Source organism: Haladaptatus salinisoli (assembly GCF_020614375.1).
In the GTDB taxonomy this organism is placed as follows: domain Archaea; phylum Halobacteriota; class Halobacteria; order Halobacteriales; family Haladaptataceae; genus Haladaptatus; species Haladaptatus salinisoli.
Genome location: NZ_CP085327.1, coordinates 2,532,624 through 2,554,287, shown reverse-complemented (window position 1 = coordinate 2,554,287; position 21,664 = coordinate 2,532,624). Strand labels below are relative to the sequence as shown.

Here is a 21,664-nt window from a genome sequence, read left to right as displayed (position 1 = left end):
CATAACGGGACTCAGGCGCTAACGCATCCATTTCTACTTCGAATATCAGTCATCATCTACACTCTGGTTTCGGTCAGCACTTATCATACTATACGCTGAGTAGTGGTCTTTGGCAGCAGCTCTACGGATTGGTTCAATCTCCAAAATATCTATAGCACCGATACAGGAGGTAGTCACCATATTCATAAGGTCTCATTGAGGTGATAGAGATATGTCTGAGTGGCGTGACACGATCCGCGCCGAAATTACGCGCTTCTGCAAAGAGAATAACACGCAGGAATTCGGCTTACAGGATCTTCTCGACTTCTCCGAATCGACGCTCCGAGAAAAGTTTCCGGAAAATAATACCTGGGAAGCATCTACCCGGCGAACACTCCAAGAGCTGAGGGACGACGGCGAGATAGAATTCCTCGGAAACGGTCGCTATCGGATGAACGAACCGGTCAACACGAATCCGACAGTCTGGATCGAGAAGACGCAGACACAAAATCGTCCCTACAAACAGAAAGGCGAATACAAGCTGGGGAAGGCGCTCATGTCCCCCAGCCGGGACCAGGGAGGAAGGAAGCGATACGAGACGATGCGTGAGGCCGAGGTTGGAGATATTGTCATCCACCTCCTCCAGGATCAACATCAATTCGCCAGTGTCTCGGTAATCGACTCGGAGCTAAACGAGAGTTTTGAGGGACCTCCGGATGATCGATGGACCGACGAACAGCAAGAGCAGGGGGGATACCTACGGTGGCTCAGAGAGTATGAGGGTATCGAACCCCAGATACACGTCTACGATGACCTCCTCGAAAAGCCGGAGTACCAGGAGCGGCTACGCCAGATTCGCGAGGGCAGTGAGAAGATCTTCTACGATAAGCGGTTATCGCTCAATCAGGGCCACTACTTCACTCGATGTCCGGATGAGCTCGTAGAAATTCTCGCCGAAGAATCCCCGTATCTCGCGGAACTACTGGAGGAACGGGGATACCGGTTCGACGGCGGCGGTTCTATCTCACCAGCCGACCCCTACGAGGGAATCACCGATGCGACGAAGGACATCAAAGCACGAGTCAGCCAGACATCCGGAGCTGAAAACTGGTTGGGAGAGAAGATAGCCGAAACTATCGTCCGCGATTGGACCGAGGCGCTTCGTCGGAGTGACTTAATCGGTGGCATCGTTGACGCCCCAGATGCGGTCAAGTGCGAGCAGATCGTCCAGGTTTACAGAGACAATACACAGAGACTCGAGGAATTAGCGGAGACAATTGGGTCGGCGACGATTCAAAAGTCGAGTCTGGACGAGGGGCAGGTACTGTTCGTCGCGTTACTCCGCGATCTCCAGAGCGAGACTGGCATCAACCCGAACATGAACCACGTGAAGTTTGGGGCGCTGCTACAGGGACGACACAAAGGAGACGGCGGCGATGAACTCACGCCTCCAGATCGCCGCCCGGCTGAAACGGGCACGATCGAGCGCCAATTGAAGCAGGCTCAGCAACTTGTCTTCTACGGACCGCCGGGAACCGGGAAAACGTACACTGCTCGCCAGTTCGCCCGCTGGTGGCTCAACCAGCAGTCGGAGTATACCCCGACGATGGAGCAACTCGAAACCGTCACCTTCCATCCTTCTTTCTCGTACGAGGATTTCATCGAGGGATTAACCGCTGAGGCCGACGATGGGGCGGTTGAGTATCGAATCGAGGACGGCGTCTTCAAGCGGATCTGCCGGCGTGCCGAAACCGCGTACCAGCACGCCAAACAGAACGATGACCTCGATGAGGCGCGGCGCTTCGTATTGATCGTCGACGAGATTAATCGCGGGAACCTCGCACAAATCTTCGGCGAGACTATCACGCTGCTCGAAAGCGACAAACGCCTCGACCAACCTAATGAGGTAGAGATCACGCTTGCTCACTCCCGGGAATCGTTCACGGTGCCTCCAAACCTCTACGTCATCGGGACGATGAATACGGCGGACCGCTCGATTGCTTTGGTTGATGCGGCCCTTCGACGGCGATTCCGGTTCTTAGCGTTCCCGCCGAACTACTCCGTCCTAATCGATCACCACGGCTTCGAGGGACTGAATGAGATTCAGGATGTAGCGCGAACCAGTTCGGATCCGTATCGGAGCTTGGTGACTCTCTCGATCTTAGCGGTTCGAGAGCTAAACGAAACCATCGTCGATACTCCTGATCTGGGGAAGGGAAAGCAGATTGGCCATTCGTATCTGATGAATCTCGACGAAGCGGCCGACATCGTCGATGCGTGGAAATTCGAGATTCTTCCGCTTCTCGAGGAGTACTACTTCGGGCAGTTTGAACGAATACGGGAGGAACTCTTCCAAGCAAGTGGGGGTCGACTGTTTCACTGGGATACCGAGGAAATTGCGGACTTCACGAGGGATGACCTCCGCCGGGCACTGGCTAGCTTCGTCGATATCAGCTTGGTAGAGCCGGAGGTTAACGGCGATACTGATGAAGGCGCGGACACCGTCTACACGCTGAATCTTCTATTAGAGGAGAGCGTACTCCAGGCAGGCGATGAGCTGGTCTTTGATGAGGAGAAAGTGCCAGAAGGATCTGACCGGCCATACGACCCGTCAGAGGCATTCTGGCGGTGTGAGATTACTGGGAAAACGGGGCAGAGCAACGGCGTTCGGTGGTTGTTCAATGATGAAGAGTATTCGTTCTCCGGATTAGCTCAGGCCGTTCTTGAACAGGCGTCGGAACACAGCGGGAAAGTGACCGGGCCGGACTATTGGCGACATCCAGGGTTCGACAATAAGCGTCTGGTTGATATCCGCTCAGAGGTTCAGTCGGGTGCCCTCACGAGCGCGAACAGAGAGGGATAGTAGATCAATGGCCCAGTCTGCTTCCTTCCCTTTGCTCGACGCCGAAGATGGGGAAAGTGTCGACATTACGCTGCGAGAGTACGAGGAAACGGACCCGCTTGACCTGAGTGATTCGGCGCACCGAATGCTCCAAACCGAAGTGAACAGCGATGGAGAGCGTCTGAGGGTTTCATTTGACCAGGACGGAAATGCCGTACTTCAAGCGACGCAACACGTAGGGATAGTCTCGCTACCGGATGGCCCGACGATACAGATTCGCCCGAAAGCGGGCCGGACGAACCTGCTCCACTTCTTGCGATATGCCCACGGCGTCGAGTCCGTGACGATTGAGCGCGAGACATCGATCTCTGCGGGGCGGACGTTTATCGAGGCGCTTGCGGCACTCTATGAAGCTGAACTCGAGAACGTCATCCGGCAGGGACTACACCGAGATTATCGCCGGGTCGAAGACAGCGAAAAGCACCTACGAGGACGACTAAATGTACAGAAGCAAATTCAGAAACAGGGTGTTGCCCCGACCCAATTTGAATGCTCGTATGAAGAACTGACCTATGATACTCTCCCGAATCGGTCGGTTCTCTTTGCGACCTCCGTATTGACTCGATTCGTCCGTGATCGAACTCTGAAGCAATCTCTACTCAAGCACCGGCATCTGCTTCGTCAACGAGTTACACTGACACCGATTCAGCCTGCAACACTAGAGCGCGTTGAACTCACTCGTCTGAACGAATACTATGCTGATTTGCTTCGTCTTACAAAGCTTGTTCTCCGTAGTATCTACGTTCGGGAGTTCATGACAGGGAAGCAGAACTCGTTTGCGCTTCTCATCGATATGAATCAAATATTTGAGCGCGCTGTCGACCGGGCTGTTTCGGAGGCAGTTGAAGAGCGTGAGGGATTGAGAGTAGCGTCTCAAGTGACGACTCGCAATTTAGTCACCGATGGAAAGCACACAGTTTCAATTCGGCCTGATATTCTGATTCGGGATTCAGACGAGCAGATTTTGCTCGTTGGTGATGCAAAGTGGAAGCTTGGCCGCCCTCCGAATTCAGACTTCTATCAAATGGTATCGTATCAGTTTGCTCACGATGTTCCAGGCATTCTAATTTACCCCGAACAGAGAGGTGAAGTCGAGACGGAGTACTCTGTCGTCGACGAGTACCCTCTTACTCTGGCTGAATTCCCTGTCCCGACCACAGCTGAAGGTTTCAGTAAATATATTGACCGCGTCCACGGCAGAATAAACGAGCAGATTTGCTCTCTGCTAGAGTCTAGCTGATTGTTCTCTCGTTCAATTGGCTACAGATGGCACGCAGAGTAACGCCATTCAACCACTAACGCATCTGATGATCTACCAAATGCCAACTATCATTCATCCTGTGGAATCAGTCAGAGGTACTGAGACTGTACGCTGAATACTATGTGGCCGAGGACATCCAGCTACAGGATTCGGAGAATAAGTAAGTAATTTTATATTTATTCGGGCCGTCTCTCTGAATAGGTCCTACTGCCGCTGCTAGTTCTAGCAGCGACGGCTTTGACAGGGAGAATACGATGACTGATTCAGACAGCGACCAGCAAGGCGAATCGCGCTGCATCCAGATAGGTGGCATCCATATCGGCCCGATAGAGTATAGGTTCCTCAAACTCGTCATCTACGCCGTCATCGGGCTGTTTCTCTGGCCGTATTTCCTCCTGCTATACATCTACATCGCCATCCGGCGATTCAACAAGGGCGTCATTCGCCTCTCAAAGCAAGCGTCGAACCGATTACGAGACGAATACGAGACAGGCTACAAAGAAGGACACTCAGAGGATTGAGCATCCGGATCTTGATGCTAAGACGGTCTATCCGGATGTCATTGTTCACAAGCGGGGAGAACACTATGAGAATCTTCTAGTGATAGAAGCAAAGAAATCGGGGAGTTCGGGCGAGTACGACCGTGAGAAGCTCACGGCTTATGTAGATGAATTAGAGTACGATTTTGGCGTCTTTGTTACGTTCTCAGTTGGAGGACAAGGCAAAGATTCGCCTTACAACTGTGATTGGTATCCTTTTGAGGAGTGATATCGGTGTCCTAATCTCTAAATGGGAAAGCAGGGCCAGAGGTATCTATGCCTTCACCGAATCAGGCCACTTTCTTCGTCGAAAATCTGCTGACCTGGTACGAAGAAAACGGACGCCACGACCTCCCTTGGCGTGCAGATGCTGCTACACCATTCAATGTGCTCGTCGCTGAACTCATGCTCCAGCAGACCTCTGCAGGTCAAGTGCTGAATGTCTACGGGGATTTCGTCCAGAAGTATCCGACACCGGAATCGATACTCGATACTCCTCAAGAGGAACTTGCAGACGATATCGAATCGCTCGGACTACGGAAGCGCACTCGATACTTCCGAGAGGCGTCTGAACAGCTCGTAGAGAACTACGATAGTTCTGTCCCGGATACTCGGTCTGAACTGCTCGAACTCCAAGGCGTCGGAGAATATACTGCGACTTCAGTTCTGGCCCATGCGTTCGAGAAGGATGTCGCCGCCGTCGATACGAATGTAGCTCGAATACTCTCTCGCGTTTTCGGTCTCGACTACGATGATAAACCAGAGGCAAGCGAGAACTGGGAATTAGCCGAAGAACTGCTTCCCTCGGGACGAAGCAGCGATTACATTCACGCGCTCATCGATTTCGGCGCTGAGGTTTGTACGGCGAGTAATCCGAGTTGCGAGAGCTGTCCTCTGGAGGGTATCTGCGAATACCGTTCAGAAGAATCGTCGTAAGAATCAATACACAGTACTTCGCTTCTAAAGCCGGAACTAATTCTGATATAGAAATTTTTGTAAGTCGGTAATATTCACTGGTTCGAGTGCCGAGGCCGATTGCCAGCGAATTCGAGCTATATTTTCCGGAGATGTGTGGATACCACGGAAGTCCGCGGTCCTTGTGACGAATCGAGCACCGCATCTCGATAAAACCCACAGTACGTGGTCGGATGACCACCATCACAACTGGAAACAGAACAATCGTCAAATCAGAACTGATTTTCGAGGACGAATGCAAACACTTAACCGTGTACTGGATCTCTGTTTAATCGTAATGGCAAACGGTAAAGTTGACTTCTTCAACGACACTGGCGGCTACGGTTTCATTTCCACCGAGGATGCAGACGATGACGTTTTCTTCCACATGGAGGACGTTGGCGGTGAGGATCTTACGGAAGGTACTGAGATCGAATTCGATATCGAACAGGCTCCGAAGGGGCCGCGCGCGACGAACGTCGTCCGCGACTAACGAGAGTTTCACACCGTCGCCGCGAGGCGACACGGCGTGACGTTATTTCTTTCAGAACACCGATTCTTCGAGAGCGATAGCTCCGTCACAACCCCAGACGCTCGCGCAGTCCGTCGCTCAAACCGCCCGCCCCCTCGAATATCCGCCGCATCTCGTCGTCCGAGAGTTCGAAGTCGAACACGTTGAAGTTCTCCCGGACGTGTTCGTGTTCGGCCGCCTTCGGAATCGCGGAGACCATCTCCTGTTGGAGGAGCCACCGTATCGCGACTTGGGGTGCGGTCTTCCCGTGGCGGTTTCCGATTTCGACGAGCGCCGTATCCTCCATCACGCTCCCGATGTCGAGCGGGCTGTACGCCGTCAGCATGACGTTCTCGTCGATACAGAACTCGAGGAGGTCCCCCTGCCCGCGGTGGGGGTGATACTCGACCTGATTCGTGACGACGGGCGTCTCGGAGGCGTCCCGCGCCCGGCGTAGCTGGTCGACCGAGAAGTTGCTCACGCCGACGTGTCGAACCGCGCCGTCGTCCTGCAGTTCGTTCATCGCGCCGATGGTCTCCTCGACCGGGACGGTTTCGTTCGGGGAGTGAATCAACAGCAGGTCGACGGTGTCCATCCGTAGTTCCTCCAGACTTCGCTTCGTCGAATCGAGCATCCGGTCGCGGCTTCGATTGTCGTCGTTGAGCTTCGTGGTGACGAAGACCTCGTCGCGGTCGACCTCGGCGGCGGCGACTGCGGACCCGACCGCCCCCTCGGTGCCGTACATCTGGGCGGTGTCGATGTGGCGGTACCCCGTTTCGAGCGCCACCTCGACCGCCCGCCGGCACACGTCGTTCGAGTCGAACCGAGCGGTACCGAACCCGAGCGCGGGTATCTCGGCGCCCTGCGCGGTGATGAACTCCATCGTGGAACACCCTCTGCCGTGGCGTTTCGTTCGCGGGGTAGAAAAGTCGGGCGGCGGGCCGCCGAAACGGATAGGTTGCGCGCGGCGAGTAGCTTCGACGGGAGACGGATTCGAATGGATTCGGTCGGAACGCACCGCGAACTCGAAGCGGCGGGAGTCGAACGACGGGCGGCCGCGTACCTCGTGGACCTCCTCTTCGTCGGCGGTGGGGTGTTCGTCGCGGTGAGTCGGTCGGAGCGTTCGCTCGGGGAGCGAGCGCTGGCGTTCGGACTCCTCGGAACGGTCGTCGGACTGCTGTATCACGTCGCGTTCGAAGGGAGTCGGGGGAGCACCGTCGGCAAGGCGGCCGTCGGCATCGTCGTCGTCGAGGCCGACGGAACTCGATGCACCTACCGGGCCGCCGCGATTCGAACCGCGCTCCGCTTCGTGGATTGGCTTCCGGTTGGGTACGCCTGCGGCGTCCTCAGCATCCGCCTCACCGAACGAGGCCAGCGCCTCGGAGACCTCGCGGCGAACACGGTCGTGGTGAGGAGGCGACGGTAGCACGCGGTCGAGCGCGCCGCGCGCTCGCCGGAAGCCGACTAGCCGCGTTCAACGGAGATTATTTACTCGGTTTCGAATCCCTATTCCGCCGAGAATCGTGTTATGACACCGCTAAGCCGCCATAAACCGTGCATAATTATACGTCCGCGCGTATCCCTTCCAAGCACGATGTCAGACCCTGGGCAGTCAGTCCAAACGCCGACGACGGCGCTGCCGAATCCCGTCGAGGCGGACAACATCATCTACAACCCCTCGTTAGACCAACTCCGCGAGTTCTCGAGAGAACTGGAGACCACGACGGAGTTCGGGTCCCCGTCGTACGTCAGCGACCAGCGCTCGCGCAACGCCGACAGGACCAAGAACGCGGTGGACGAGGCGTTCGGTCCGAGCGATTACGCGCACGTCGAGGACGCGACCGAGTACGCACGAGAACACGAGATGGTCTGCGTTGACCGCCGGATGGGCCGCCACGCGGAGCACTCCTACCGCTGCCGATTGTACGTCCCCAAGCGCTACGGTCGCATCGCCCTCGGTTGGGCGAAACTGTTCGAACCCGTCGAGGGGGAGGCCGAACCGGATTTCGTCACGGTTCAGGTCCCCGACTGGGACGAAATCGCCATCCGCGTCCTCCCCGAGGAGGGCGTAACCGCGGTGCTGGGGAGCGACTACACCGGCGAAGCCAAGAAGTCGTTCCTCCGGCTGTTCATGTTCCACGCCAAGCGCAAGGGGGGACTCGGCCTCCACGCCGGAAGCAAGCGCGTCGCGCTCCGCGACGCCGACGGCGAACCCCGGAACGTCGGACAGGCGTTCCTCGGCCTCTCCGCCACCGGGAAATCGACGCTGACCGCCCACGGTCTCTGGCTCGACGAGGACGCGGGCGAGGAGGCGACGATGCTCCAAGACGACGTGTGCGCCCTACTGCCCGACGGAACGGTCGCCGGGAGCGAGGGGAACGGGCTGTTCGTCAAGACCATCGGGTTGGACGCCGAGGAACAGCCGGCGATGTACGACGCCGTGACCCACGAGTCCGCGGTGATCGAAAACGTCGACGTGACCGACGACGGAACCGTGGACTTCGACAGCGACCGATACACCTCCAACGGTCGGGCTATCATCCTCCGCGACCGCCTCTCGTCGGCGGGCGACGACATCGACCTCGGCGGAATCGACCAGGTGTTCTTCATCACCCGCAACCCGACGATGCCGCCGGTCGCCAAACTCTCCGCCGAGGAAGCCGCCGCGGCGTTCATGCTCGGCGAGTCCATCCAGACCAGCGCCGGCGACCCCTCGAAGGCCGGCGAGTCCATCCGCGTCGTCGGCACGAACCCCTTCATCGTCGGGTCGAAAGGCGAGGAAGGAAACCGGTTCCGCGACCTCATCGACGACCTCGGGGTGGACTGTTTCGTCCTCAACACGGGCCACCTCGGCGACGAGTCGAAGGACATCGGCGTCCAGGAGTCGGTGACCATCCTCCGCGAGATCGCCCGCGGCACCGTCGAGTGGACCGACGACGAGGCGACCGGACTCACGGTGCCCAGTTCGGTGCCCGGTATGAACGTCGAGGAGTTCGCCGTGGCCGACCACGTCACCGACCACGAGCGCCGGTTGTCCGAACTGCGAACCGAGCGACGGGTTCACCTCGACACGTTCGACGACCTCGACTCGGACATCAAAGACGCCGTCTACTGACGCCGACGGAGATTTCGGCGCGAACTGACACCGGGCGTACCGGAATCGATTCCCGTTCTCCCGCCAACACAAATTTATTTCAGCTGACATTTATCGTCACGCCCGACCTCTAGTCGAGCGATGACCGACACGACACCGACGGCGGTCGTCACCGGGGCCTCCCGCGGCCTCGGCGCGACCGTCGCCGACTACCTCTCCGGCGCGGGCCACGACCTCGTCCTCGTCGCCCGCGGCCGCGAAGCCCTCGAATCGACCGCCGACTCGCTACCCGGGAACGGTCGCGTTATCGCCGTCGCCGCCGACGTTACGGACGCAGACGGTCGGCGACGCATCGCCGACGCCGCCGCCGAACTCGCGCCCGTCACCGCGCTGGTCAACAACGCCTCCGCGCTCGGGCCGAGTCCCCTCCCGAAGGTGGACGCGCTCGACCCCGACGATTTCCGCCGCGTCCTCGACACTAACGTCGTCGCTCCGGTCGCGCTCGTCCGGGCGCTCGACCACCGCCTCGCTCCGGACGCCCTCGTCGTCAACGTCTCCAGCGACGCCGCCGTGGAAGCGTACCCGGGGTGGGGAGCCTACGGTTCGAGCAAGGCCGCGCTCGACCACATCACCCGCGTCCTCGCGGTCGAGCGCGACGACCTCCATCCCGTGAGCGTCGACCCCGGCGACATGCGGACCGACATGCACCAGCGCGCCTTTCCCGGCGAGGACATCGGCGACCGCCCGACCCCCGACGTGACCGTTCCGTTCTGGGCGTGGCTGTTCGGGCGCTCCCCGGAGACGGTCAGGGGTCGCCGATTACGCGCGCAGGGCGACGACTGGCTCGAAACGGAGGCGGTCTGATGCCCGCCTCCGTCGCCGCCGACGTCGACCTCGGATTCCACCGTCCCGCCGACCTCGCGGCCGCCGTCCCTCCGGAAGTTCGGTGCTTCGACTGTCGCCGCGACGACGTCGACCTCCTCGTCTCCGACGGGGACGACCACCGCGTCGCGGCGTTCACCGACGTCGCGGAGTTCCTGGACGACGGCGACCTCGTCGTCGCCAACGACTCCGACACCCTCCCGGCGAGCCTCCCCGCGACCGGGCCGCCCGGCGCGTTCGTCCTCAACCTCGCCACCGATTACGGCGACCGCGTCTGGCTCGCCGAACCGCGCCGAAGCCGCGCCGACCCGGGGCCGATCGGCCTCGCTCCCGGCGACGAGGTTCGCGTCGGCGCGGCGACCGCCCGCGTCGTCGCCCGCCACCCCGCCATCGACCGCTTCCTGTTCGTCCGGTTCGACGCCGACCCGTACGACGTGATGGCCGCTCACGGTCGTCCGGTTCGGTACGGCTACGTCGCCGACGAGTTCCCGCTCGACGCCTATCGGACGCCCATCGCGTCGGTTCCGGGCAGCAGCGAGATGCCCTCCGCGGGACGGGCGCTCACCGCCCGCGTCCGCGACCGACTCGCCGACGCCGGCGTGGGGTTCGCGACCGTCACCCTCCACACCGGGCTTTCGAGCCTCGACGCCGACGACGTTCCCGACTGGCGCGACGCGGTCACGCCGGAACCGGTCGCCGTCGACCCGGAAACCGCGCGCGTCGTGACCGAGACGCGCGCCCGGGGCGGCCGCGTGGTCGCGGTCGGAACCACCGTCGTTCGCGCGCTCGAAACCGCAACCGAACCGGACGGGACGACGCGTCCCGTCGACGGTTTCACCCGGCGCGTGGTCAGCCCGGAGACGGGCGCTCGGTCGGTCGACGCGCTCCTCACGGGGCTGCACGACCCCGGGACGACCCACCTCGCGATGCTGTACGCCGTCGGCGGCGAATCGACCGTCAGAGCCGCCTACGACGCCGCCGTCCGCCACCGCCTCCGCTGGCACGAGTTCGGCGACCTCCACCTCCTTCGCGCCGACGACGGACGACGCTGAATCGCTCTCCGTCGGCGCGAGAGAACTCGCTCGGCGGGAAAAGGAGTCGGCGGGAAAAGGAGTCGGCGGGTTACTTCGAATCGAGTCGGTCGATCACCGTCTCGAAGTCGAGTTCGGTATCGACCGGTTCGGTGAAGACGATTCGGTACCCGTCCGGGTCGGCCAGCGCGACTTCCCGCGTGTTCCACGGCGTTTCGGCGGGTTCTCGCACGACGGTTGCGTCGTTTTCCGTCGCACGTTCGAAGACGTCCGACACGGTTTCGCCTTCGACGTTGATATGCAGGGACGGACCCCGCCCGCGCTCGTCCGCGTCCGCTTCGGCGGGGACGAGCATCACGTCCGCGTACCGGCGGTAGCGGAGGTGGGAGAGACCCGGAAGCGGCGCAACTTCTCGGAAGCCGGCGACGCTTCGGTACCAGTCGGTCGAAGCGTCGAGGTCGGTCACCGCGAACTGTGCGAACATCGGCATCGGATAGATGTCGACGTCTGATTTCGATTCGTCGTCTGTTGGCATCGGTGTAGTTTCGTGTACCGTTGGGACTACGCGGCGCGTAGAAGCGATACGGAGAGCGGGCGCTCGACCCACGGCGAGTGGCGTGCTCGGCGCGGAGCGGGCGAGAACGAGAGGAGTCCGTTACAGCGCCATCCTACCGGTTCGTACCGCGACGGCGTACTTAATCGTTTCCGAGTGGTGCGGGACGAAGCGAAACGTGAATCACGGCGTTGGTCTCCGTGTAGGTGGTCCGGTCAGTCGCCCCCCGATTCCCGCGCGAGTTCGTCGAGCGGCGGCACGACGCCGAGTTGCTGGAAGACGCCGAGCGCGTCGTAGTTCGTCCACATCTCGGCTATCTTCCCGTTCGCCACGCGGTACAGCTCCATCCCCGACACCGTGACTCGTTCGCCCGTCGGTTCGATGCCCGCGAGTTCGCCTTCGTGGGTGCCGCGCGCGGTGTACCGGAGCGCCACGGAGTCGCCCTCGGCGACCATCTCCTCGACCGCGTACTCGGCGTCGGGAAAGGCGGTACGATACGTCTCAACGTACTCCTTGTACTCGTCTCGACCGCCCGTCTCGTCCGGCGACGACGGGTCGTGGAGGACGAAGTCCTCGTCGTATATCTCGTCGATCAACTCGACGTTTTCGTCCCCCCAGACCTCCTCGGTGTCGCGTCGAACGAGTTCTTTGTTCTCTTCTAGTGTCATTTTTGTCCCCGCAAACGAATCGACGCCGAACGTAATCAAGGACGGGGCCGAGTCGAACGCCTCCGCGACGAGTGACGGGGGCGGGATTAGAGCGAAGGGGGAAGCGACCGAGGGGGGGAGTTCGTTCGCGTTGGACGACGTGGCGGAAGAAAATCCCGGTCGGTGAGGTGGGCCGGAGACGGGCCGGTACCGTTCTCGCCTTTCGCGGTACGCGTTCCTTCGTTACCAGCGGTTCCGGTCGGTCGTCGCCTCGAACCGCACGCCTTCGGCCGACGGAGAACGGGCGGCACCCTTCGCACGTCGGTGCCGTCCGTCACGCGGGCGTTCGACGGGTGGCGGTCGAGTCGAGGAGCGCGCCTACACCCGGCCGAACACCGACTTCAAATCGTCCTCCATCTCCCCCTTCTTGCTCTCGTCGTAGAAGGTCGCCGCCGGGTGGTACGTCGGAACGACGTCGTGGTCGGCGAGTTCGAACGTCTCGCCGTGGACGTCCGAGATGTTCTCGTCGGTGTCGAGCAGTTCGCGGGTGGCGAAACTCCCGAGCGTGACGATGACGGTGGGGTCCACCCGCTCGATCTCGGCTTCCAGCACCGGCCACCACGCGTCTATCTCGGCCCGGCGCGGGTCGCGGTTCTCCGGCGGGCGAACCTTAACGAGGTTGGTGATGTAGAGGTCGCGGCGACCGACGCCGATGGATTCGAGCGCGCTGTTCAACCGTCCGCCCGCGCTTCCGACGAACGGTTCCTCGTGTTCGACCTCCTGCTCGCCCGGGGCTTCGCCGACCAGCATCACGTCCGCGTCGAGCGGGCCGACCGACGGGACGAAGCGCGAACGGTCGAACTGTTCCTCCGGCACCGCGGCGAGTACGTCTTCGAACTCGGATTCGAACGTCGGACTCATTGGAACCACTCTGGAAGAACTAGCGCCGCGGGCCCGAAAAGGAAACGGCCCGACGACTCAGGCGGCGGCCGATTCGGCGCGCGACGAACCGGCGGTCCGCGACCGGTAGAGACCGACCACGATGACGGCGGCGATGACGAATCCGCCTATCGTCTGCGCCCACGTGTGGGCGTCGAGGATGATGCGGTTCGGAACCATCACCACGGGAATCGCGAGCGACGGCCAGAACTTTCGGGCCACGAGCGTGAGATAGAGCGTGGGCATCAGCGCGATGATGACGTGTCCGGAGACGTTCCAGAACGGCGAGAGCGCCATGTACGGTACCGTCACGGCGGCGAGCGCCTGCATCGCGCCCGGCACGAGCGCTCCCCACTCGAATCGTCGCCAGAGGTACCACGTCACGCCGGCGGAGATGAGGACGCCGCTCGCCACCAGCGCGTCCACTTGCCACGCGTTCCCCTCCATGGTCTCCATCGGCCCGGTTCCGGTGACGAGCATGTACGCCGCAGTCGGGACGAGCGAGCACACCCCCGAACCGAGAAACGCCGCGATTCGACGCCACAGCGCCGACGTATCGGCGTTCTGCAGTCGCCACTCGTGGTGGATGAGGACGATGATACCGACGCCGAGCACCGTGATGGGATGGAAAACGTAGGGGTAGTACTCCATCGCTCGATGGATGGGATTCATCGGGGGCAACTACGGGTCTGCCGACCAAAATTCCTGTGGCGTTTCAAGTCCGTCGTTCGACCGCTTTTCCGGTCCCGCGCACCGACTCAGTTCAGCGCGTCGACCTCGTCCGCCAGGTCGCGGGGTTCGTCGACGGGCCCGTTCACGAACAGCCCGTGTCCGATGACGGCGCTGGCGAGGACCCCCCCGGCGATGACGGCCAGCGGTAAGGAAACGGCGGTCAGGAGGCCGACGCCGACTCCGAGGGTCATGCTAGCGGCGATACCGAACAGGACGAGGTCGTAGTACTGCCACGTGTAACCCATACGTCCACGTTGTAGCTCCAGCGCCGAATGTCTGTGGGCACCACCGATTCGGCCCCGGCCGTCGCAATCAAGGCGGCCGCTCGCGTGTACGGGAACAGCCGAATGGACACGGACTCTCCTCGCGTGCCGACCGTGGCGTTGTTCCTCCTCGTTACCGTCCTGTTCGGAACCGCGTTTCCGGCCATCGAGGTCGGTCTGGCGTTCCTCCCGCCGCTGTTGTTCGCCGCTGCGCGATACTACGTCTCCGCGGCCGTGTTGCTCGCCTACGCGCTCCTCGCGACGGACCGGTGGCGACCCCGCACGCGGGGAGATCGAACGGCGATCGCCGCCGGGGGAGTGCTGTTCATCGGTGGAACCGGCTTCACGTTCCTCGGCCAGCAGTTCACGACCGGCGGCATCGCCGCTGTCATCGTCAGCCTCTCCCCCATCCTCACCGCCCTTCTGGGGTGGGTGCTGCTCCCCGACGAACGGTTGTCCGCCCGCGGATTCCTCGGCGTCGTCGTGGGGTTCGTGGGCGTGACGATCGTCGTCGACCCGACTCCCGCGAGCCTGCTCGACCGAACGTCGGTCGGCCGGCTCCTGATACTGCTCGCCACGGTGGTCGTGACGCTCGGAACCGTTCTCGTCCGTCGCAGTCGTCCCACCGTCGCCGTGCCCGCGCTCACCGGGTGGTCGATGCTGGTGGGCGCGTCGATTCAACTGGCCGTCGCCGTGGCGCTCGGCGAATCGCCGTCGGCGGTCGAGTTCGAACCGGCCGCCGTCGCCACGGTCGCCTACCTCGGCGTGCTCGCCGGTGCCGTCGCGTTCCTCGGTTACTTCACGCTCCTCGAGCGGGCGGGGGCGCTCGAAGCCAATCTCGTGACGTACGTGAATCCCGTCGTCGCCCTCGTCGTCGGCCGCGCCCTCCTTCGGGAACCGGTTTCCGCAACGGTGCTCGTCGGCTTCTTCGTCATCCTCGCCGGGTTCGCGCTGCTGAAGAACAAGGAGTTGGCGGCGACGGTGTCGAAGTATCGCGGACCGGGTCGGTGAACCGTCGGGGCGAGCGCGGATCGGTCGCTCCGGGACCGCCCGAAGGCGTCGCGATTCCGAGCCGGTCAGCGAATCCGCGCCTCCCAGTGCACGGTTTCCGTCGACTCGACCGGCTCGTCGTCGGGTGCCACCAGTCGGATCTCGACCGTCTCATCGTCGATTTCGCCGGGGAACGCCCGAGTTTTCGACTCGGATTGTAGCGTGACGGCGGTCGGTCGATCCGCGAGGCCGTGGCGAATCTCCTCGCCGTCGGCCACCGCCTCCCGACCGCCGTTTTCGGTTCGGTACCCGACGTTGTCCCGGAGCAGTTCTGGACGTCCCTCGAACCGAAGCGCCGCCTCGGCGTTTCCGGCGAGGGTGTTGCCGACCACCTTCGTCCCCTCGTGTTCGCCCTCGATGTCGATGCCGATCCGCTGCGTCGGTTCGTCTCGGTCGTCGTAACAGTCGTTGTCCGAGAGCGTCGCGTATCGGTACGTTCCCGCCCCGCCGGCGAGTCGGATTCCAGCGGCGTCCCCGCCGCGACCGTTTCGGAACGCGGAACAGCCGGCGACCCGCAGGTGGTCGCCCCCGTTCTCGAATCGAACCCCCGACCGGGCGTTCTCGAACACGGCGGAGTCGGACACCGACACCGCCCCGTCCACGGGTTCGGCGACGAAGACGCCGCAGCCGTCGTTCCCCGAGATTTGACAGTCCGCCACGTCGAGGACGGGACCCGCGCCGTCGAGCACCGCGACGCCGTGCTCCCCGTTGTCGACCGCGTGGCAGTCGGCGATGCGGTGTTCGGTCGCGGGCGGCGACGTGTCGTCCTTGTCGCTCACGACGAATCCGTGCTCGTCGTTCTCGGTCGTCGAACAGCCGAGGAACTTCACGGCCCGGTCCGCCGAGTCGCGGAAGCCGATGCGGTTCCCCCGCGCGGTACACCCGACCGCGGTCATGAACCCGGCGTGGACGTTCTCCTCGTCGGGACCTTGGGCTTCGAACATCACGCCGTTGTTCCCGTTGTCCGCGGCGTGGCAGTCGGAGACCGTGACCGTCTCCGCCGAGAAGCGCCCCGCCCCGATTCCGATGCCGTTCGCCCCGATGTCGCCGGGCGACCAGAGCCGCCCGTTTCGCTCGGCGATGCAGCCGTGGACGAGGCTGTCGACCATGAAATCCGTCCCGATGCCGGTCGCGGGCGCGCCGTAGGCGTAGACGGCGACGATGCGACACCGTTTCACGTTCTGGAAGTAGATGCACTTCTCGCCGGTCGAGTACGTCTCCCCGTCGCCGAGGGCCGAGCAGTCGATGGCCATCGACTCGACCGAGAGGTCGGTCAGGGGGTCGTCCGCGGTTCCGAACCCTTCGAGCGCCGCGTAGTCGTCGCCGTCCGCCACGAGCGTCGTCGCGCCCATCCCCTCGCCGCGGAACCGGACGCCGGAACGAAGCGTCACGGGCGATTCGACGCGGTAGGTGCCGGGCGGGAGGTAGACGGTTCCTCCGCCGTCCGCGGCCGCGTCCACGGCGCTCTGGAGCGCCGGAGCGTCGTCGCTCGCGCCGTCGCCCGTCGCGCCGTACGCGACCGCGTCGTGCCACGGCTTCCCCGCGAAGAAGGCGTTCTCGGTCGACCGGTCGGTCGTCGAATCGCTCGAGGAGTCGTCCATGCGTCTCTCCTCTGTTCGAACCGGTAAATCGCTCCCGGCCGACGGTGGTCGCGGACGGGGTCGTCCGAGTTCGGGAGGGGTCCGCGGCGCTTCGGCGAGTCCCTTTTCGTATCCGAGAACCGCGGCGATAGTAACCGTGCTCCGGGCGATTACGGGAGCCGGTTGTCTTAAACCGATGCCGCCCGAAAGTGGAATCGAATGTCGGTCGTGGCCACCTTCCGACTGGAAACGCCGATTCTCCGCCGAGCGTTGCGTGACGTGCCCGACCTGACCGCCTCGGTGGTACAACAGACGGAGACGCCGTCGACCGCCACGACGATGACGTTTCGGACGAGCGGCGACGACTTCGCCGCCTTCGAAGCCGGACTCGACGCCGACCAGACCGTCGCCGACTGGACGGTGCTGGCCGAGATAGACGGAGTCAACCTCTATCGGGTGGCGCTCTCCGAACGCGGCGAGGAGCACGTGACCTACCGGAACTGGGCCGAGTTGGGCGCGGTCTTCATGTCCGCGGAGCGGTCGGGCGACGGCTGGCACGTTCAGATGCGGTTTCCGAACCGCGAGAGCGTCCAGGAGTACGCGGCCTTTTGCCGCGAACGCGACCTGACGTTCGACCTCTCCTGCCTCTACGGCGCGGACGGGGAGCGCGGGGACGGGTACGGCCTCACCGCCGTGCAACGAGAAACGCTGCTCGCCGCAATCGACGCGGGTTACTACTCGATTCCCCGGGAGACGTCCGCCGAGGAGCTGGCGGAGCGACTGGGGGTCAGCCATCAAGCGGTCTCCGAACGACTCCGGCGCGGAACCGAGACGCTGATTCGCTCGACCGTCGGCGAACCGACGGACGCCCGCGAGGGCGCGAGGCGAGAGGACTGAGCGAAGGGAGTCGTCGGGCGACGGTCGGTTTTCGACCGGCGAATCGGACGCCAGACGGTGCTCCGAAATTTGTCGGTCGAAAGGCGTCACTAAAGAGCGGCTTGCCCACGCAGGTACAACGACGATTGACGAGGCGCGTTTGCTATTTAGTAGCGTCATCCCGACCCGCGATAGTATAGCGAGCCAACCGATTCGACCCACCAGCGTCACCATGTCAACCGCTCAGCCAGACCTCAAGGAGACGGTCGAACAGTGCGAGAACTGCACCGCGAAGACGCAGCATCACGTGACGGTCGAACTCATCACGGAGAGCGACGACGCAGAGAACGCGGAGTACTCGCGGGAGCCGTATCGCGTCACGAAGTGCACCCAGTGCGGGAGCAAATCCCGACAGCGAATGAACGACATCTAGGGTTACAATCATGAGCGAATCGATGCAACCGACGGGGGAGACCACCCACCCCAACGAGTATCGCTGTCGAAACTGCGGCGCGTTCGTCACGCAGGAGTTCGCCCGCGTCTTCGGCAACAACGACGACGAAGTGTTCGGCTGTCTGGACTGCATGTCCGCGACGAAGGTGAAAAACGGCGGTGCGAGCGCCGAGGACGCGGACGGTTCGTCGTTCGGAAGATAACCCTCGTTTCGGTCGCCGGGAGCGTTCTCGACCGGCGGAGAGAGACGAGCGTTCTCCTTCTCGACCGGAGTCCCCGAGGAGCGGAGAGTTCGTGCGGGGAGGCGTCGACGCTCGCGCAATCGAAGTTCGGTCGGTTCGACTTCCTCGTCGCGATGCTGTTCTATCAGAGCGCGTGGCAGATTCACGCCGCCTACCGAATCAGGAACGAACACGTCGACTCCCTCTCCGATTCGACCGCCGCGCTCGCCCCGCTCGCGGTACTCACCTCGTACGTGATTCGCATCTCGACCATCGTCGGTCGAATGCCGATGTTGGCCCCGTTCATCACCGACGGATGACCCGGGGCGGAAGTGCGGAGACGCGTCGCGGCGGGTGACGCTACTCCACGAGCGGGAGAATCTCGGGCAAGCCCTCGATTTCGTAGGTCGGGTCGACGGAGAGGGCGTAGTCCGCGCGGTGCGGCCGACGGATGAACGCCGAGTCGAGACCGGCGTTGACGGCGGCCAGCACGTCGCTCTCGCTGTCGCCGACGAACAGGGCGTCTTCGACCCCCAGGTCCGCCAGCGCGCGTTCGAGGAAGTACGGTTCGGGCTTCTTCTGACGGACGGCCTCGATGGTCGGCGGTCTGCCGTAGTACGTCTCGAAGTGGCGACCGAGGTCGAAGTGGTCGAGCATGAACTCGATGGTCGCGTGCTGGTTGGAGCTCACGATTCCCAGCGGACGCTCGAATCGTTCGAGCGCGCCCACGTCGTCGTAGGTCGTCGTTCGCCCCGCGCGGAGTTCGCGCAGTTGGGCTTCCGAGGCGGCGCCGTCGCGCACCTCCCAGAACTCGGCCGGGTCGAGGTCGTGGGCGGCGCACACCCGGTCCAAGTCGTCGGGGGTCACGCTGCGACAGAGGGCGTCGACGTGGTCCGCGTCGGGTTCCGCGTCGAATTCGGCGAACGCGGTCAGCACGGCCTCGCGCAGCGTGGAGGAGGCGGCGGGTTCCACGAGCACGCCGTCGTTATCGAACAACACTGCGTCGTAACTCATCTTCGAAACGTGCTCGATGGACGACAGTAGCGCTTCCGGTTTCCCGGCCGGAACGAACTCGGCGGTCGAGCGCGTACGGTCGACGATGAAACCGGACTCGAACTTCACGGACGAACAGGTCGGAAAGCGCGTCGTCGCCGCCGACGGGACCGAAGTCGGCGTCGTGGACGAGGTGCGAAACGGGTCGCTGTACGTCGAAGTCGGTCCAGACGCCGACCCCGGCACGCTCGACGAACTGCGGTGGGACGGGGTCGTCCACCAGTCGACCCACGAGCTACAGCGCCAGTTCGTGGCCGACGTTCGAGAGGACGTCGTCCGACTCTCCGTGTGACGGTCGCGGGACAGGGTCGAGGATTACTTCGCCGTCACGTTCCACTCGTCGTCGGTCACGCGCTGTTCGACGAGCGTCTCGCCGTCCCCGAGCACGCGGAACTGGAAGCCCTCGCCGTCCCGCTCGGTCTGGATTCGGAGCGTCGTCACGTCGGCGGCGAACTCGGTGCGCCGCTCGTCCGACGTCTCCTCGCGCTCCGCGGTCAGGCCGTAATCGTCGTAGGAAATCCTCGCCGACTCCTCGATGGTTTCGTCCTCGCGGACCTCCGCGGTGATTCCCTCGCGGTTCTCGTTCTCGCGGACGACGAGCGCGTACGTCGTTATCGGCATATCGGCGATTCTTCGCGGAGGCGTATTCCCGCCGGGGTTGCAGTCGCAGGCCGTTTTTCACTCGACGCGTTCCAGCACGACGCCGTCCTCGAATCCGCCGCGCTCGTCGACTTTCTCGGTTCGGAGTCGTTCGAGTTCGTCGCGCGAGACGCCCGCGCGGGCGGCGAGCGCGTAGACGACTTCCAACACGTCGGCCAGTTCCTCCGGGTCGCCGGAGTCGCGGAACTCGGCGACTTCCTCGTCCAGTTTCTCGGCGAGTCGTCGGTCGTACTCCTCGCCCTCGGCGACGTGCGTCACCGGACGCTCGCCGTTCGCTTCGACGATGTCGGGGATTCGGTCGCGGACGAGTTTGTCGTACTCTCGGGGCACGTGACGGAGGGCGCGGGCGAGAAAGAAGTGCGTGTCGAACGAGGTCCGTCGCGTCGAAACGCCGGTCAGGTCACTCGTCTCCGTCGTCCGCCGGGTCCGCGGTTCGGAACCGCAGTTTGAACAGCGCGCCGTCGTCGCCGTCTTCGACCCAAACGCCGCCGCCGTACTTCTCCATCAGGTGGTCGACGAAAAAGAGGTCGAGTCCCTGCCCGTGGTGGAGGGGGCTGACCTCCTCCCGGCCGAAGACGAGGTCGCGTTCGCCCTCGGGAACGCCGGGACCGTTGTCTTCCACCGCCACCGTCGCGTGCGACCCCTCGGTTTCGAGGCGGACGTTCGCGCGGGGAACCGCCGAATCGTTGTGCTCGACGGCGTTCGCGAACACGGCTTCGAGCGCGACGCCGACTGCGTCGTCGGCGGCGACGAACGCGGGGTCGGCGGCGAACTCGGCGACGAACTCCGCGTCGGGGTAGCGTTCGCGGACGGAGCGGAGTTCCCGGGAGAGGACGTCGTCGATTCGGACGGGAAACAGCGACGACGTCGTTCGCTCGGAGAGGAGTTCGTCCAAATTGCGGGCGGTCTCGGCGTACTTGACGATGGAGCGGACGCGCCGACGGGCGGTCGAAAGCGACCGCTGGACGGCGTCGTCGTCCAGTTCCTCGGCGACGATATCGATGTGGCCGAGGACGACGTTCGCGTCGTTTCGCAGGTTGTGGCGGAGGACGCGGTTCAGAATTCGAAGGCTCTGTTCGTGCTGGCGGCGTTCGGTGAGGTCCGTGAAAAAGCCCGCGTACCCCCACAGGGAATCTTCGACGTACATCGGAACGCACGACCCGCGGCCGTGGATGAGTCGTCCGTCCTTCGTCGTCGTCTCGAATCCGCCGACCCACGGTTCGCCGCGCGCGAGCACCGATATCATCTCTTCGTACACGTCCGCCTGATTGAACAGTTTGAGCGGCGTGTCGCCGACGAGTTCGTCCCGACGGTAGTCGGTGAAATCGACGCAAGCTTCGTTGACGTCGCGAACGACGAAGTTGGTGTCGGCGATGATGGCCGGGTTCTTCGTCGCCCGAAACGCCGCTTTGTAAATCTCCAAGTCGGTGCTCCCCATGTGTCTCGATTCGCCCTCCGTTCTAAGAGGATATGGTCACCGATAG

At 62.8% G+C, this 21,664-nt stretch carries 26 protein-coding genes; 15 read left to right on the top strand and 11 right to left on the bottom strand.

Annotated features, from left to right (window positions below; genetic code table 11):
- Positions 1-211: 211 nt before the first annotated feature.
- The 5 genes from LIX00_RS14030 to LIX00_RS14010 all read left to right on the top strand — a co-directional run bounded on the left by LIX00_RS14030 (position 212) and on the right by LIX00_RS14010 (position 6,128).
- The gene (locus tag LIX00_RS14030) at positions 212-2,842 is read left to right on the top strand and encodes an AAA family ATPase (RefSeq protein WP_227353809.1); all 2,631 of its coding nucleotides are present in this window, start codon (positions 212-214) and stop codon (positions 2,840-2,842) included.
- Between the two features lie 7 nt (positions 2,843-2,849).
- The gene (locus LIX00_RS14025; protein ID WP_227353808.1) at positions 2,850-4,121 is read left to right on the top strand and encodes an McrC family protein; all 1,272 of its coding nucleotides are present in this window, start codon (positions 2,850-2,852) and stop codon (positions 4,119-4,121) included.
- Between the two features lie 275 nt (positions 4,122-4,396).
- Positions 4,397-4,663, top strand: coding sequence for a hypothetical protein (locus tag LIX00_RS14020; RefSeq protein ID WP_227353807.1), 267 nt, complete (start codon positions 4,397-4,399; stop codon positions 4,661-4,663).
- A 294-nt stretch (positions 4,664-4,957) separates the two neighbouring features.
- Positions 4,958-5,617: an iron-sulfur binding domain-containing protein gene (locus LIX00_RS14015; protein WP_227353806.1), complete on the top strand. Its 660-nt coding sequence runs from the start codon at positions 4,958-4,960 to the stop codon at positions 5,615-5,617.
- A gap of 316 nt (positions 5,618-5,933) precedes the next feature.
- Positions 5,934-6,128 carry a cold-shock protein gene (locus LIX00_RS14010; protein WP_227353805.1) on the top strand — a complete coding sequence of 65 codons (195 nt, stop codon included), beginning with the start codon at positions 5,934-5,936 and terminating at the stop codon, positions 6,126-6,128.
- 85 nt (positions 6,129-6,213) lie between these two features.
- Here the strand turns inward: LIX00_RS14010 and LIX00_RS14005 are convergent, their stop codons facing one another.
- Positions 6,214-7,029, bottom strand: a complete 816-nt coding sequence (locus LIX00_RS14005) for an aldo/keto reductase (protein ID WP_227353804.1) — start codon at positions 7,027-7,029, stop codon at positions 6,214-6,216.
- Positions 7,030-7,143: 114 nt separating this feature from the next.
- Here LIX00_RS14005 and LIX00_RS14000 point away from each other — a divergent pair, with 114 nt between their 5' ends.
- From LIX00_RS14000 to LIX00_RS13985, 4 genes are all read left to right on the top strand, one after another.
- Entirely contained in the window at positions 7,144-7,572 is a 429-nt protein-coding gene (locus LIX00_RS14000) for an RDD family protein (RefSeq protein ID WP_227353803.1), read from the top strand.
- A 168-nt stretch (positions 7,573-7,740) separates the two neighbouring features.
- Entirely contained in the window at positions 7,741-9,261 is a 1,521-nt protein-coding gene (locus LIX00_RS13995) for a phosphoenolpyruvate carboxykinase (ATP) (RefSeq protein ID WP_227353802.1), read from the top strand.
- Between the two features lie 120 nt (positions 9,262-9,381).
- On the top strand, positions 9,382-10,104 hold the full coding sequence (locus LIX00_RS13990; RefSeq protein ID WP_227353801.1) for an SDR family NAD(P)-dependent oxidoreductase: 723 nt from the start codon (positions 9,382-9,384) through the stop codon (positions 10,102-10,104).
- Entirely contained in the window at positions 10,104-11,174 is a 1,071-nt protein-coding gene (locus LIX00_RS13985; protein ID WP_227353800.1) for an S-adenosylmethionine:tRNA ribosyltransferase-isomerase, read from the top strand. The genes LIX00_RS13990 and LIX00_RS13985 overlap by 1 nt, the downstream gene beginning before the upstream one ends.
- Positions 11,175-11,244: 70 nt before the next feature.
- Here the strand turns inward: LIX00_RS13985 and LIX00_RS13980 are convergent, their stop codons facing one another.
- The 5 genes from LIX00_RS13980 to LIX00_RS13960 all read right to left on the bottom strand — a co-directional run bounded on the left by LIX00_RS13980 (position 11,245) and on the right by LIX00_RS13960 (position 14,269).
- Positions 11,245-11,688, bottom strand: coding sequence for a VOC family protein (locus tag LIX00_RS13980; RefSeq protein ID WP_227353799.1), 444 nt, complete (start codon positions 11,686-11,688; stop codon positions 11,245-11,247).
- Between the two features lie 233 nt (positions 11,689-11,921).
- A complete protein-coding gene (locus LIX00_RS13975; protein ID WP_227353798.1) occupies positions 11,922-12,374 on the bottom strand; it encodes an ester cyclase in 453 nt (150 codons plus the stop codon).
- A 357-nt stretch (positions 12,375-12,731) separates the two neighbouring features.
- Entirely contained in the window at positions 12,732-13,274 is a 543-nt protein-coding gene (locus tag LIX00_RS13970; RefSeq protein ID WP_227353797.1) for a uracil-DNA glycosylase, read from the bottom strand.
- Between the two features lie 57 nt (positions 13,275-13,331).
- Positions 13,332-13,964, bottom strand: coding sequence for a phosphoesterase (locus LIX00_RS13965; protein ID WP_227353796.1), 633 nt, complete (start codon positions 13,962-13,964; stop codon positions 13,332-13,334).
- Positions 13,965-14,050: 86 nt separating this feature from the next.
- Complete coding sequence (locus tag LIX00_RS13960) at positions 14,051-14,269, bottom strand: DUF8015 family protein (protein WP_227353795.1); 219 nt, start codon at positions 14,267-14,269, stop codon at positions 14,051-14,053.
- Positions 14,270-14,296: 27 nt separating this feature from the next.
- Between LIX00_RS13960 and LIX00_RS13955 the strand changes: the two genes are divergently transcribed.
- Positions 14,297-15,298 carry a DMT family transporter gene (locus LIX00_RS13955; protein WP_227353794.1) on the top strand — a complete coding sequence of 334 codons (1,002 nt, stop codon included), beginning with the start codon at positions 14,297-14,299 and terminating at the stop codon, positions 15,296-15,298.
- 65 nt (positions 15,299-15,363) lie between these two features.
- Here LIX00_RS13955 and LIX00_RS13950 read toward each other — a convergent pair whose 3' ends face one another.
- Positions 15,364-16,938 (bottom strand): right-handed parallel beta-helix repeat-containing protein, encoded by a 1,575-nt coding sequence (locus tag LIX00_RS13950; protein ID WP_303659899.1) that lies wholly within the window; start codon positions 16,936-16,938, stop codon positions 15,364-15,366.
- Positions 16,939-17,136: 198 nt separating this feature from the next.
- Here LIX00_RS13950 and LIX00_RS13940 point away from each other — a divergent pair, with 198 nt between their 5' ends.
- From LIX00_RS13940 to LIX00_RS26510, 4 genes are all read left to right on the top strand, one after another.
- Positions 17,137-17,814 carry a helix-turn-helix domain-containing protein gene (locus LIX00_RS13940; RefSeq protein ID WP_227353793.1) on the top strand — a complete coding sequence of 226 codons (678 nt, stop codon included), beginning with the start codon at positions 17,137-17,139 and terminating at the stop codon, positions 17,812-17,814.
- Positions 17,815-18,025: 211 nt separating this feature from the next.
- Complete coding sequence (locus tag LIX00_RS13935) at positions 18,026-18,226, top strand: DUF7835 family putative zinc beta-ribbon protein (protein ID WP_227353792.1); 201 nt, start codon at positions 18,026-18,028, stop codon at positions 18,224-18,226.
- 10 nt (positions 18,227-18,236) lie between these two features.
- A complete protein-coding gene (locus tag LIX00_RS13930; protein ID WP_227353791.1) occupies positions 18,237-18,449 on the top strand; it encodes a DUF7563 family protein in 213 nt (70 codons plus the stop codon).
- A complete protein-coding gene (locus LIX00_RS26510) occupies positions 18,365-18,787 on the top strand; it encodes a DUF7972 family membrane protein (RefSeq protein ID WP_497007345.1) in 423 nt (140 codons plus the stop codon). Before LIX00_RS13930 ends, LIX00_RS26510 begins: the two co-directional genes overlap by 85 nt.
- Positions 18,788-18,827: 40 nt before the next feature.
- Here the strand turns inward: LIX00_RS26510 and LIX00_RS13920 are convergent, their stop codons facing one another.
- A complete protein-coding gene (locus LIX00_RS13920) occupies positions 18,828-19,481 on the bottom strand; it encodes an HAD family hydrolase (protein WP_227353789.1) in 654 nt (217 codons plus the stop codon).
- A gap of 16 nt (positions 19,482-19,497) precedes the next feature.
- On the opposite strand from LIX00_RS13920, the gene LIX00_RS13915 reads away from it, so the two are divergent.
- Positions 19,498-19,812 (top strand): DUF8593 domain-containing protein, encoded by a 315-nt coding sequence (locus tag LIX00_RS13915; protein ID WP_227353788.1) that lies wholly within the window; start codon positions 19,498-19,500, stop codon positions 19,810-19,812.
- Positions 19,813-19,835: 23 nt separating this feature from the next.
- On the opposite strand, the gene LIX00_RS13910 is transcribed toward LIX00_RS13915, so the two are convergent.
- The 3 genes from LIX00_RS13910 to LIX00_RS13900 form a co-directional block, all read right to left on the bottom strand.
- Positions 19,836-20,141 (bottom strand): hypothetical protein, encoded by a 306-nt coding sequence (locus LIX00_RS13910; RefSeq protein ID WP_227353787.1) that lies wholly within the window; start codon positions 20,139-20,141, stop codon positions 19,836-19,838.
- A gap of 57 nt (positions 20,142-20,198) precedes the next feature.
- Entirely contained in the window at positions 20,199-20,510 is a 312-nt protein-coding gene (locus tag LIX00_RS13905) for a nucleoside triphosphate pyrophosphohydrolase (protein WP_227353786.1), read from the bottom strand.
- Between the two features lie 70 nt (positions 20,511-20,580).
- On the bottom strand, positions 20,581-21,618 hold the full coding sequence (locus tag LIX00_RS13900; RefSeq protein WP_227353785.1) for a PAS domain S-box protein: 1,038 nt from the start codon (positions 21,616-21,618) through the stop codon (positions 20,581-20,583).
- Between the last annotated feature and the right edge of the window lie 46 nt (positions 21,619-21,664).